Here is a 12,301-nt window from a genome sequence, read left to right as displayed (position 1 = left end):
GTGATTGTCCGCACCACCGACGAGATCACCGGCACCCACCGCGACGTGGCCGCCGCCAACTGGAGATCCAAGCGGATCGTGCTGGCTGACGACGCCGTCGGCTTCTCGTTTCACGAGACGACGATCGATGCCGATTCGGTCAGCGAGTTCCACTATCGCCATCACGTGGAGGCGGTGTGGATCGTCGAGGGAACCGGCACGCTGACCAATCATGAGACCGGCGAAGAGCATCCGCTTCGGTCCGGCACCATGTACCTGCTCAACGGTCACGAACGGCACCGGGTCACGTGCGACACGACGATGCGCATGCTGTGCGTCTTCAATCCGCCCGTGACGGGGCAGGAGATCCACGACGAGACCGGCGCGTACCCCCCGGCGGTGCAGGCCAGTTGAGTTCGGCAACAACACTTTCCCGCGAGGATCGTTACCCGACCCGGCTGCCCGAGCCGATGGATCCCATCCGTCGAGAAGAACCCACGGTATGGGGTGATTCCGCCGGTCCGTTGACCGATTCGGACCTGCAGTCGATGAGCGACCGCGGATACCTCGTCCGGCCCGGCACAATGCCTGAGGCCTGGTTGCCCACGCTCACAGCGGAATTGGGCCGCATGGCGGGCGAGGTCGCCCCGGACGACCCGCGCGTCATCCGGGAGCGCGACGGCGGCATCCGATCGGTCTTCGAACCGCACATCCTCAGTGACGTGCTGGCCGAGGTGCTCACCATGGACACCGTGCTGCCGGTGGCACGGCAACTGCTGGGCAGCGACGTCTACGTGCATCAGGCGCGCATCAACATGATGCCCGGGTTCACCGGTGGCGGCTTCTACTGGCATTCGGACTTCGAGACCTGGCATGCAGAAGACGGGATGCCGGCGATGCGCGCGGTGTCGTGCTCGATCGCGTTGACGGAGAACTTCCCGTTCAACGGTTCGCTGATGGTGATGCCCGGATCCCACCGGACGTTCTATCCGTGCGTCGGCGCCACCCCGCGCAACAACCACGCGTCGTCGTTGGTGCGGCAGGAGATCGGCGTCCCGAGCCGCCAGACCCTCACCGACGCTGCGGCCCAACACGGTATCGACCAGGTGACCGGTCCGGCGGGCACCGCACTGTGGTTCGACTGCAACATCATGCACGGGTCCGGGTCGAACATCACGCCGTACCCGCGGTCCAATATCTTCGTGGTGTTCAATTCGGTGCAGAATCAGCTGGTTTCGCCGTATCGCGCGGAGACGCCACGCCCCGAATACCTGGCGGCGCGCACGTTCCGGCCCTTCAACGAACCGGTACTGACGTAGCGGGTTCCGGGGTCAGCGCGGGCCGAACTGGCGGTCACCCGCATCGCCCAAACCCGGCACGATGTAGGCGATGTCGTTGAGGCCGGAGTCGATCGCCGCGGTGTACAGGCGCAACTCCGGGGCCGTCTTCTCCACCAGGGCCAGCCCCTCCGGAGCGGCGACGACGCAGATCACGGTGACGTCGACGGCGTCGCGGGAGTAGAGCAGCTCCAAGGTGTGCACCATCGAGCCGCCGGTGGCCAGCATCGGGTCCAGCACGATCACCGGCTGCCGGCTCAGGTCGTCGGGTAGCGACTCCAGGTACGGGGTCGGCTGATGGGTCTCTTCGTTGCGGGCCACCCCGACGAAGCCGACCCGCGCCTCGGGGATCAGTTCGTGCGCCTGGTCGACCATGCCGAGCCCGGCGCGCAACACCGGCACCAGCAGCGGCGGCGTGGCCAGCTTCGTACCGGCAGTCTCGGCCACCGGTGTGCGCACCGAGATGGTGTGCGTCGCGAGCTCGCGGGTCGCCTCGTAGACGAGCATCAGCGTGAGATCCCGCAACGCCGCCCGGAATCCGGCATTGTCTGTGCGCTCGTCGCGCAGGGTGGTCAGCCGAGCCGCGGCCAGCGGGTGATCCACAACGCGCACATCCATGGATCCAGACCTTAACGGGAACCGAACCGGGATTCGCGGCGTCCTAACCATATGCCTGCTCACCTGTCGGTAGAGACCGGTCTGGTTCACGATTACGGCGTCGCCTGCGCGACGCACGCCGCCGACCTCGACGCCGCCGCGGCATGCCTACGCGGTGTCGCCGCCGGCGCGGCGGCCGCGTTCGGTCCGGTCGGCGCGCCGTTCCTCGCGTCGCTGACCCGCGCCGTCGCGGCGGAATCCGCGGCGCTCGGCAGGCTCAGCACGTCCGTCGACGCGGGTAGAGCCGCAGCGACGTCGTGTGCGCAGGCCTACGACCTCTCCGATGGCGACGCCGCCTCGCGTCTGGCCGGGTCCATCTGATGCCGAGCGCGACGGTCGAGGCGCTGGCCGCGCCGATCCGCCGGGTGCAGGGACTCGTCGGTCCCGGGTGGTCCGGGGATCCGGCCGCCGACCCCTCCGGGGCTCTGGCCGGGGTGCGGCAGATGCTGAGCGACGTGGCCGGCTCCGCGGGACACGCGTGGCGGACCGTCGACGACAGTTGGTCGGGGGCAGGCGCCGACGCGGCCGCGAGCTTCGCCTCCGCCACCACCGCGGCCATCGACGACGCGGCCGACCGGGCGGGCAGGTTGGGCGTGGCCGCCGAGGACGCCGCCGCGGCCGTCGCGCACGCCCACCGTCGCCTCCAGCAGATCGTCGACGAATTCGAGAGCAAGGCACAGGCTTTGGAGCAGCGTCTCGACGATCCCGGGGTGGCGCGTGAACTGTTGACAGCAGCACGCGACGCGCTGGGCGAGGCCATCGCCGTGGTCGAGGAGCTCCAGGCCGAACTGGACAGGCAGGCGCGGATCGTCGACAGCGCCGCGCCGGCCGGTTCTCCGCCGACGACGCCGACGACGCCGGCGGGGTGGCAGTCCGGCAGCGGCACAGGCGGAGGGCCGGGTGGCGGATTCGCCCCTGGATCAGGGGGTTTCGGAAGCTCCGGGGCGACGGGCGAGATGGCGGTCTTCACCCGGCCGGACGGGACGGACACGCCGGACGCCGCGGAGTTCGGGGAGGGCGTCGCGGTGCGACTTCCCGACGGCACCGTCGTCGTCGCACCGAACGCGGTCGCCGCCAACGCCGTCCGGCACGCGTTGACCCAGCTCGGAGTGCCCTACCAGTGGGGTGGGACGACGCCGGGCGTCGGATTGGACTGCAGCGGTCTGACGCAGTGGGCGTACCGCGAAGCGGGACTCGACATACCCCGGTTGGCCCAGGAGCAGGACATCGGCGGCGCGGTGTCGGGGGGCTCGCTGCTACCGGGCGATCTCGCGGTGTGGGACGGCCACGTCGCGATGGTCGTGGGTGACGGACTGATGGTCGAAGCAGGTGACCCGGTCCAGCTGTCCCCGATCCGGACCGCCAATGCGGGGCAGGGGTTCCAGGGATTCTGGCGCCCGACGGTATGAGGATCACCGCCGAGATTGCGTCCAGGCAGGGCTTTACTCGAACTTCCTCTGCTGGAATGCAATTTCGGCAAGGACTACGTGCGCACCCGCATCCACTGCCCCGCCAGGTCGGCGATCCACGCTTCGGCGGCGATCGGGTCCGCGGGAGGCCCGGCCACCAGCACCAGCTCGTCGATTCCGGCGTCGGCGAGCCGGACCGCGTCGGCCGGCACCGGATCGTGCAACGCGACCGACAGCTTCAACTCCGTCGGGTCGCGGCCGACCTCCCGGCACATCGACCGCAGCTTCGACGCCCGGAACGCGGCCTCCTCGACGTCGGCGAGGTCGAAGCCGTACCAACCGTCACCCCACTCGGCGACACGCCTCAGCGCCGCATCCGAGTTACCGCCCAGCACCACCGGGATCGACCGGCCCTGCGGTTTCGGGTTCGCCCGCACCCCGTCGAAGGCCACATACCGACCCGCGAAGGATGCGACGTCGTCGCGCCACAGCGCCCGCATCGCCCCGACGTACTCGGCGAGGCGACCGCCCCGGTCCGCGAACGGGACACCGAGCACGTCGTACTCCTGTGGCGAGATCCCGACCCCGACGCCGAGCGTCAGACGTCCGCCGGTCATACGGTCCAGCGACGCCGCCTGCTTGGCCGTGATGACCGGGTTGCGTTCCGGCAGCACGAGCACCCCGGTGGCCAGCTCGATCCGGTTGGTGGCCGCAGCGGCGAAACTCAGCGCGATCAACGGGTCCAACCAGTCGGTCTGCGCCGACGCGGGGATCTCCCCGTCGTCGCTGTAGGGATGGTGCGGACCCTCCTCGTCGGCCATCACGACCTGGTCACCGAACCACAGCGTCTCGAAGCCCGACCGTTCGGCCGACGCGGCGACGGCATCGATCACGGTGCGCTGCGCACCCGCGCCGATCCCGAGGCCGTGAAGGCCGAGTCTGATCATCCGGCGATCATGACAGGCTTGACGAACACCGGAAGCGACGAACGGGTTGCGGTACGGCAACGGTGTGCGGGCCGAGACGGTCGTTAGGCTGTGCCGCATGGCTGCTGACATCGTGCCCATCGGGCTGACGCTGACCAAGGGCGACGTCTACACGTTGTGGGCGCCCCGGTGGCGCGCGGACGGTGACGAGTGGGAGGCGTTCCTCGGTAAGGACGAAGACCTCTACGTCCTCGAATCGGTCGCTGACCTGGCGGCCTTCGTGCGTACCAACAACGACAACGATCTCGTCGACCATCCGGCTTGGACGAAGTTGACCGAGGCGAACGCACACCGCCTCACTCCCACCGAGTCGAACACCCACGACCTGGTCGTGCTGGAGGAACTGCTCGCGCAGAAGCCCACCGAGGCCGGCGTCAGCGCCCTGTACGGCGCGCTCGCGGTGGTGTCGTCGATGGGGTCGGTGTGCGAGCTTCCCGCCGTCACCAAGTTCTTCAACGGAAACCCCGTCCTGGGCACCGTCGGCGGCGGGGTCGAGGCGTTCGCCGGTCGCGCCGGCAAGAAGCGGTGGGCGGAGATCGAGAAGATCATCGCCAGGGGCTGGGACAAAGTCATCGAGGCGCTCGACGAGATCATCACCATCCCCGAGGTCGACAGCGCCGCCGTCGCGAAGGCGCAGGCGGAGCTCGACGCGGACGCTCCCGAGCCCGACGAAGAGCTCGTCATCGATGACGTCGTCGACACCCCGGAGGAGTCCGACGACCTCGCCGCCGAGGCCGAGACCAAGGTGCTGGGCAGCGACAAGGACTTCTGGGAGCGCGTCGGCATCGACCCGATCCGCATCATGATGACCGGCGGGACCTACTTCACGCTGCGCTGCTACTTCGACGACCGGCCGATCTTCCTCGGCCGCAACGGCCGCATCAGCGTGTTCCCGTCCGAGCGCGCGCTGGCCCGCTACCTGGCCGACGAACACGACCACGACCTGTCGGACCTGGCGACCTACGACGACATCCGGACCGCCGCGACCGACGGTTCGCTGCGCGTCGACGTCACCGACGACAACGTCTACGTGCTGACCGACATCGTCGACGACCTCGCCGAGGGCCCCGATGCGCTGGACCACGACCAGATCGAACTGGCCGTGGAGCTTCTGCGCGACATCGGCGACTACTCGGAGGAGGCGACGGTCGACACCAAGCTCGCGCCCGACACGGCGCTGGGCCGCGTGATCTTCCACGTGCTCGAGCCGGGCAAGGTCGCGCGGCCGAACGCCCCGTTCGCCGACGCGGTGACGCAGTGGGAGTCGCTGGAGCGGTTCGTCGAGTCCCGGCTGCGCAGCGAGACGTAGCTCGGCGGGGTCAGCCCACGAGCACCGCGTAGCGCGGCTTGATCACCTCGTCGATGATCGCGAGCCGCTCGGGGAACGAGATGAACGCCGACTTCATCGCGTTGATCGTGAACCGTTCGAGGTCGCTCCACCCGTAGCCGAACGCCTCCACCAGCCGCAGCATCTCCAGGCTCATCGTGGTGTCGCTCATCAACCGGTTGTCGGTGTTGACCGTCACCCGGAACCGCAGCCGGGCCAGCCGGTCGAACGGATGCTCGGCGATGCTGGCGACCGCACCGGTCTGCACATTGGAGCTCGGGCACATCTCGAACGGAATCCGCTTGTCCCGCAACAGCGCCGCGAGCCGGCCGAGCTTCGGGCCGCCCTCGGCGTCCATGTCGATGTCATCGACGATGCGGACGCCGTGGCCCAGCCGGTCGGCGCCGCAGAACGCGATCGCCTCGTGGATCGACGGCAGACCGAACGCCTCGCCGGCGTGAATGGTGAACCGCGCGTTGTTGCTCCGCATGTACTCGAACGCGTCGAGGTGTCGCGACGGCGGATAGCCGGCTTCGGCGCCGGCGATGTCGAAACCGACCACGCCCTGATCCCGGAATCGGATCGCCAGCGCGGCGATCTCGCGGGAGCGCGCCGCGTGACGCATCGCGGTGACGAGGCAGCGCACCGTGATCGTCCGTCCCGCGGCGGCCGCAGCCTTCTCCCCGTCGGCGAAACCGGCCAGCACCGCCTCGACGACGGCGTCCAGCGACAGGCCACCGTCGATGTGCAGTTCGGGGGCGAACCGGATCTCGGCGTAGACGACGTTGTCGTCGGCGAGGTCTTCGACGCATTCACGGGCGACGCGGTGCAGGGCGTCGTGGTTCTGCATGACGCCGACGGTGTGCGCGAACGGTTCGAGGTAGCGCACCAGCGAGCCGCTGTGGGCCGCGGTCCGGAAGAACTCGGCCAACTCGTCGGCGTCGTGGGCGGGCAGATCGTCATAGCCGTACTGCTCGGCCAGTTCCAGGACCGTCGACGGCCGCAGTCCGCCGTCGAGGTGATCGTGCAGCAGCGCCTTGGGGGCGCGGCGGATGTTCTCCAGCGTCAACGGCGTCGTCACGCGAAACCTCCTACATGCTGATCCGGTCGATGATGAGTGGACGCGTGGGCGGTGCGTGGTCGCCGACGCTCCAGGCGCCGTCGAGTTCGGACGCCGCGGCGGCAAGCCGGTGCGGGGTCTCGGTGTAGAGGGTGAACAGCGGCTCGCCGGCGGCGACGGCCTCGCCGGGTTTGCGATGGATCCGCATCCCCGCGCCGAACTGCACCTGCTCGCCGGGTACCGAGCGTCCCGCTCCGAGCCGCCACACCGCCAGACCCACCGCCATCGCGTCGATGTCTCCCATCGTGCCACTGCGCGGGGCACTGATGGTTTCGGTGTGCTGACCGAGTGGCAACATCGCGGCATCGAGACTGCCCACGTCGCCACCCTGGGCGGCGACCAGGTCGCGGAACCGGTCCATCGCGGTCCCGTCGCGCAACGTCTGCGCGGGGTCGACGCCGTCGAGCCCTGCGACGTCGCACATCTCCCTCGCCAACGCCAGGGTCAGCTCGACGACATCGTCGGGCCCGCCGCCGGCGAGCACCTCCAGGGACTCGACGACCTCGACGGCGTTGCCGACGGTCCGGCCCAGCGGGGTCTGCATGTCGGTGAGCAGCGCGCGGGTCTGCACACCGTGCTCGACGCCGAGCTCGACCATGGTGCGAGCCAACTCCCGCGACTCGGCCTCACTGTCGAGGAACGCACCCGACCCGACCTTGGAGTCGAGCACCAGCGCCTTCGTCCCCTCGGCGATCTTCTTGCTCATCACCGAGCTCGCGATCAACGGCAGCGACTCCGTCGTCGCCGTCACGTCGCGCAGGGCGTAGATCTTGCGGTCGGCGGGCGCCAATTCCCCGGCGGCGAAGATCGCCGCCCCGAGATCGCAGAGTTGTTGCCGGATCTGGCTTTTGGTGATCTCGGCGGTGAACCCCGGGATGGATTCCAGTTTGTCGAGCGTGCCACCGGTGTGTCCGAGTCCACGCCCGGCCGCCTGCGGTACCGCGCCGCCACACGCCATGACGACCGGCACCAACGGGATCGTGATCTTGTCCCCGACACCGCCTGTCGAGTGTTTGTCGACCAGCGCGAGCGGCTTCCCGTCCCGGCGCAGGTCGCTGAAGTCCAGTCGCTCGCCCGACGCGATCATCGCCGCGGTCCACCGCGCGATCTCATGGCCGGTCATACCCCGGAGGAAGATCGCCATCAGCAGCGCGGACATCTGCGCCTCGGCGACCTCCCCGCGCGTGTAGGCGTCGATGACCCAGTCGATGGCCTCGTCGGACAGTGTTCCGCCGTCGCGCTTCGTCCGGATCACCGACGGAGCATCGAGATGCGAGATGGGGCCGGCGGCGTCGAAGCTCACGGCGTCTCCTCGACCGGGTAGGGCCGCCGGTCGAGATCAGCCGGTCCGAACGCGTCGGGCAGCAGCTCACCGAGCGGCTTCGGACCCAGCGGATGATCGATCAGGAGGTCGCCACCGCCGTGCTCGAAGAGGACCTGCCGGCAGCGGCCGCAGGGCATCAGAACCTCCCCGTCGGGACCCACACACGTCAGTGCGACGAGGCGTCCGCCGCCGCTGGAATGTAGGGCGCACACCACTGCGCACTCGGCACAGAGACCTACGCCATATGAGACATTTTCCACATTGCAGCCGGCCACCATCCGATGGTCGTCGACGAGGGCCGCAGCGCCGACGCGGAACCCCGAGTACGGCGCGTATGCGTGCTGAGATACGTCAATCGCCTTGCGGCGCAGTAGATTCCAATCGATATCGCTGGTCATGACGAGCCGCTCGTGGTCACTCTGAATCCATTCCGAACACCCTGACCCGTGACCCGAAGTCCCAGGTAGGGCACCCTAACTTCTAGCCTTGGAGAAGGGCATACCGCCTCACGCTAGTTCGTTCAAGAGTACGAAGGGGATTAGAGTCGCCCCGAGGTTTGGGGCCCGGTAAGCAGGACCGAGCTCTGGGCGTCCACCGATGGCGTTGGAGGGTCACATGAGTACGGCGACATCAGCCGATACCGATTTGCCGGAGCCGCGATCTAAGCCGACGCGGCGCCGCACGTTCTACCGCGGCGACCCGGGCATGTGGTCCTGGCTGCTGCACCGCATCTCCGGTGCGACGATCTTCTTCTTCCTGTTCGTCCATGTGCTCGACACCGCGCTGGTGCGGGTCAGCCCGCAGGCCTACAACGAGGTCATCGAGACCTACAAGACCCCGATCGTCGGGCTCATGGAGATCGGCCTCGTCGCGGCGGTGCTCTACCACGCTCTCAACGGGATCCGGATCATCCTCATCGACTTCTGGTCCGAGGGTCCGCGTCACCAGCGCAAGATGCTGTGGATCATCGCCGGCATCTTCATCGTCCTGTTCACCGCGGGCCTGGGCGTGATCGGCATGCACATGGCGGAGAGGTTCTTGTGACTCAGGCAAGCCGTCCGGCCTCCGGCCGGGCCGAAAACGCGTACGACCACATCTCCGATCGCGGCGGACCCGCCCCGGTGATGCAGCGCAGCTTCGACCGCCCCGCCGGGCTGGACAACCCGCGCGCGCCGCGCCGCGCCGGCGGGATGCCGAACTTCGAGAAGTACACCTGGCTGTTCATGCGGTTCTCGGGCATCGTGCTCATGTTTCTCGCCCTGGGCCACCTCTTCATCATGTTGATGTGGGAGAACGGTGTGTACCGCATCGACTTCAACTACGTCGCGCAGCGCTGGTCGTCGCCGTTCTGGCAGACCTGGGACCTGCTGCTGCTGTGGCTGGCCCAGCTGCACGGCGGCAACGGGATGCGCACGATCATCGCCGACTACACGCGCAAGGACTCGACGAAGTTCTGGCTCAATACTCTGCTCGCGCTGTCGATGGCGTTCACGCTGGTCCTGGGGACGTACGTGCTGCTGACGTTCGACGCGTCGATTTCCTGAAACGGAGAAGCCCAATGATTGTTGAACACCGCTACGACGTCGTCATCGTCGGCGCAGGTGGCGCGGGCATGCGTGCCGCCGTGGAGGCCGGACCCCGCGTCCGCACCGCGGTGCTGACCAAGCTGTACCCGACCCGGTCGCACACCGGCGCGGCCCAGGGCGGCATGTGCGCCGCGCTGGCCAACGTCGAAGAGGACAACTGGGAGTGGCACACCTTCGACACCGTCAAGGGCGGCGACTACCTCGCCGACCAGGACGCCGTGGAGATCATGGCCAAAGAGGCCATCGACGCGGTGCTCGACCTGGAGAAGATGGGGATGCCGTTCAACCGCACCCCCGAGGGACGCATCGACCAGCGCCGGTTCGGCGGGCACACCCGCGACCACGGCAAGGCCCCCGTGCGCCGCGCGTGCTACGCCGCCGACCGCACCGGACACATGATCCTGCAGACGCTGTACCAGAACTGCGTCAAGCACGACGTCGAGTTCTTCAACGAGTTCTACGCGCTCGACATCACGATGACCGAGACCCCGTCCGGGCCGGTCGCGACCGGTGTCGTCGCCTATGAGTTGGCGACCGGGGACATTCATGTCTTCCACGCCAAGGCCATCGTGTTCGCCACCGGTGGATCCGGCCGGATGTACAAGACCACGTCGAACGCGCACACGCTGACCGGCGACGGCCTGGGCATCATCTTCCGCAAGGGACTTCCCCTGGAGGACATGGAGTTCCACCAGTTCCACCCGACAGGTCTGGCCGGGCTGGGCATCCTGATCTCCGAGGCCGTGCGCGGCGAGGGCGGTCGTCTGCTCAACGGCGACGGCGAGCGCTTCATGGAGCGCTACGCCCCGACGATCGTCGACCTCGCGCCGCGTGACATCGTCGCGCGCTCGATGGTGCTGGAGGTGCTCGAGGGCCGCGGCGCCGGACCGAACAAGGACTACGTCTACATCGACGTGCGCCACCTCGGCGAGGACGTGCTGGAGGCCAAGCTTCCCGACATCACCGAGTTCGCCCGCACCTATCTCGGCGTGGACCCCGTCAAGGAACTCGTGCCCGTCTACCCGACATGCCACTACGTCATGGGCGGCATCCCGACGACGGTCAACGGCCAGGTGCTCTCGGACAACACCACCGTGGTGCCGGGCCTCTACGCCGCCGGCGAGTGCGCGTGCGTGTCGGTGCACGGAGCCAACCGGCTGGGCACCAACTCGCTGCTCGACATCAACGTCTTCGGCCGTCGCGCCGGCATCGCCGCCGCGAACTACGCACTGGGACATGACTTCGTCGAGCTGCCGGAGAGCCCCGCCGAGATGGTGGTCGGCTGGGTCGGCGACATCCTCTCCGAGCACGGCAACGAGCGCGTCGCCGACATCCGGGGCGCACTGCAGCAGTCGATGGACAACAACGCCGCGGTGTTCCGCACCGAGGAGACGCTGAAGCAGGCGCTGACCGACATTCACGCACTCAAGGAGCGCTACTCGCGAATCACGGTGCAGGACAAGGGCAAGCGATACAACAGCGACCTGCTCGAGGCCATCGAGCTGGGCTTCCTGCTCGAGCTCGCCGAGGTCACCGTCGTCGGTGCGTTGAACCGCAAGGAGTCTCGCGGCGGACATGCCCGCGAGGACTACCCGAACCGCGACGACACCAACTACATGCGCCACACCATGGCCTACAAAGAAGGTTCGGACCTTCTGAGTGACATCCGCCTGGATTACAAACCCGTCGTGATGACGCGTTACGAGCCGATGGAACGGAAGTACTGACGATGAGCGCTTGCGCGAAGAGTGAGGACCGATGAGCGCGCCTGTTCTGGACAAGCAAGACACTCCCCCCGTGCCCGAGGGCGCGGTGATGGTGACGCTGAAGATCGCCCGGTTCAACCCCGAGTCCCCGGACGACGCCGGCTGGCAGAGCTTCCGGGTGCCGTGCCTGCCGTCGGACCGGCTGCTGAACCTGCTGCACTACGTGAAGTGGTACCTGGACGGCACATTGACGTTCCGCCGGTCGTGCGCGCACGGGGTGTGCGGTTCGGACGCGATGCGGATCAACGGCGTCAACCGGTTGGCGTGCAAGGTGCTGATGCGCGACATGCTGCCGAAGAACCCGAACAAGCAGCTGACCATCACGATCGAGCCGATCCGCGGGCTGCCCGTGGAGAAGGACCTCGTCGTCGACATGGAGCCGTTCTTCGACGCGTTCCGCGCGGTCAAGCCGTACCTGATCACGTCGGGCAATCAGCCGACGCGCGAACGGATTCAGAGCCAGACCGACCGCGCCCGCTACGACGACACCACCAAGTGCATCCTGTGCGCGTGCTGCACCACGTCGTGTCCCGTCTACTGGAGCGAGGGGTCGTACTTCGGTCCCGCGGCGATCGTCAACGCCCACCGGTTCATCTTCGATTCGCGTGACGAAGCCGCCGCCGAACGGCTGGACATCCTCAACGACATCGACGGGGTGTGGCGCTGCCGTACCACGTTCAACTGCACCGAGGCGTGCCCGCGTGGCATCCAGGTGACGAAGGCGATCCAGGAAGTCAAGCGCGCGTTGATGTTCGCCCGCTAGTTCTTGCCCCCGAATCGGGCGTGCTTTGCGACGCTGGACGTCGTTTT

Annotated in this window: 14 protein-coding genes; 9 read left to right on the top strand and 5 right to left on the bottom strand. The window is 68.0% G+C overall.

The window, feature by feature from the left end; translation table 11 throughout:
• Positions 1–393, top strand: a complete 393-nt coding sequence (locus tag DYE23_RS06795) for an ectoine synthase (protein WP_115326829.1) — start codon at positions 1–3, stop codon at positions 391–393.
• Positions 394–449: 56 nt separating this feature from the next.
• Positions 450–1,298 (top strand): ectoine hydroxylase, encoded by an 849-nt coding sequence (thpD, locus tag DYE23_RS06790; protein WP_235660559.1) that lies wholly within the window; start codon positions 450–452, stop codon positions 1,296–1,298.
• Between the two features lie 12 nt (positions 1,299–1,310).
• On the opposite strand, the gene upp is transcribed toward thpD, so the two are convergent.
• On the bottom strand, positions 1,311–1,934 hold the full coding sequence (gene upp / locus DYE23_RS06785) for a uracil phosphoribosyltransferase (protein WP_013472606.1): 624 nt from the start codon (positions 1,932–1,934) through the stop codon (positions 1,311–1,313).
• 51 nt (positions 1,935–1,985) lie between these two features.
• Between upp and DYE23_RS06780 the strand changes: the two genes are divergently transcribed.
• A complete protein-coding gene (locus DYE23_RS06780) occupies positions 1,986–2,294 on the top strand; it encodes a type VII secretion target (RefSeq protein WP_115326827.1) in 309 nt (102 codons plus the stop codon).
• A complete protein-coding gene (locus DYE23_RS06775; RefSeq protein WP_115326826.1) occupies positions 2,294–3,382 on the top strand; it encodes a C40 family peptidase in 1,089 nt (362 codons plus the stop codon). The genes DYE23_RS06780 and DYE23_RS06775 overlap by 1 nt, the downstream gene beginning before the upstream one ends.
• 74 nt (positions 3,383–3,456) lie before the next feature.
• Here the strand turns inward: DYE23_RS06775 and DYE23_RS06770 are convergent, their stop codons facing one another.
• Positions 3,457–4,326, bottom strand: coding sequence for an LLM class F420-dependent oxidoreductase (locus DYE23_RS06770; protein WP_115328882.1), 870 nt, complete (start codon positions 4,324–4,326; stop codon positions 3,457–3,459).
• Positions 4,327–4,426: 100 nt separating this feature from the next.
• Between DYE23_RS06770 and satS the strand changes: the two genes are divergently transcribed.
• On the top strand, positions 4,427–5,677 hold the full coding sequence (satS, locus tag DYE23_RS06765) for a protein export chaperone SatS (RefSeq protein ID WP_115326825.1): 1,251 nt from the start codon (positions 4,427–4,429) through the stop codon (positions 5,675–5,677).
• A gap of 10 nt (positions 5,678–5,687) precedes the next feature.
• Here the strand turns inward: satS and DYE23_RS06760 are convergent, their stop codons facing one another.
• The 3 genes from DYE23_RS06760 to DYE23_RS06750 are packed head-to-tail and all read right to left on the bottom strand — an operon-like array spanning position 5,688 to position 8,537.
• Entirely contained in the window at positions 5,688–6,776 is a 1,089-nt protein-coding gene (locus DYE23_RS06760) for an adenosine deaminase (RefSeq protein ID WP_011895674.1), read from the bottom strand.
• 10 nt (positions 6,777–6,786) lie between these two features.
• Positions 6,787–8,118 (bottom strand): thymidine phosphorylase, encoded by a 1,332-nt coding sequence (locus DYE23_RS06755; RefSeq protein ID WP_115326824.1) that lies wholly within the window; start codon positions 8,116–8,118, stop codon positions 6,787–6,789.
• Positions 8,115–8,537: a cytidine deaminase gene (locus DYE23_RS06750; protein WP_115326823.1), complete on the bottom strand. Its 423-nt coding sequence runs from the start codon at positions 8,535–8,537 to the stop codon at positions 8,115–8,117. Before DYE23_RS06750 ends, DYE23_RS06755 begins: the two co-directional genes overlap by 4 nt.
• Before the next feature lie 217 nt (positions 8,538–8,754).
• On the opposite strand from DYE23_RS06750, the gene sdhC reads away from it, so the two are divergent.
• The 4 genes from sdhC (at position 8,755) to DYE23_RS06730 (ending at position 12,254) form a co-directional block, all read left to right on the top strand.
• A complete protein-coding gene (gene sdhC, locus DYE23_RS06745; RefSeq protein WP_011895677.1) occupies positions 8,755–9,183 on the top strand; it encodes a succinate dehydrogenase, cytochrome b556 subunit in 429 nt (142 codons plus the stop codon).
• An 80-nt stretch (positions 9,184–9,263) separates the two neighbouring features.
• The gene (locus DYE23_RS06740) at positions 9,264–9,683 is read left to right on the top strand and encodes a succinate dehydrogenase hydrophobic membrane anchor subunit (protein WP_235660558.1); all 420 of its coding nucleotides are present in this window, start codon (positions 9,264–9,266) and stop codon (positions 9,681–9,683) included.
• 14 nt (positions 9,684–9,697) lie between these two features.
• On the top strand, positions 9,698–11,452 hold the full coding sequence (gene sdhA / locus DYE23_RS06735; RefSeq protein WP_011895679.1) for a succinate dehydrogenase flavoprotein subunit: 1,755 nt from the start codon (positions 9,698–9,700) through the stop codon (positions 11,450–11,452).
• Between the two features lie 31 nt (positions 11,453–11,483).
• Complete coding sequence (locus DYE23_RS06730; protein ID WP_011895680.1) at positions 11,484–12,254, top strand: succinate dehydrogenase iron-sulfur subunit; 771 nt, start codon at positions 11,484–11,486, stop codon at positions 12,252–12,254.
• Positions 12,255–12,301 lie beyond the last annotated feature (47 nt).

It is taken from the genome of Mycolicibacterium gilvum (assembly GCF_900454025.1).
Taxonomy (GTDB): Bacteria; Actinomycetota; Actinomycetes; order Mycobacteriales; family Mycobacteriaceae; genus Mycobacterium; species Mycobacterium gilvum.
This window is presented reverse-complemented; position numbering and strand designations above follow the sequence as displayed.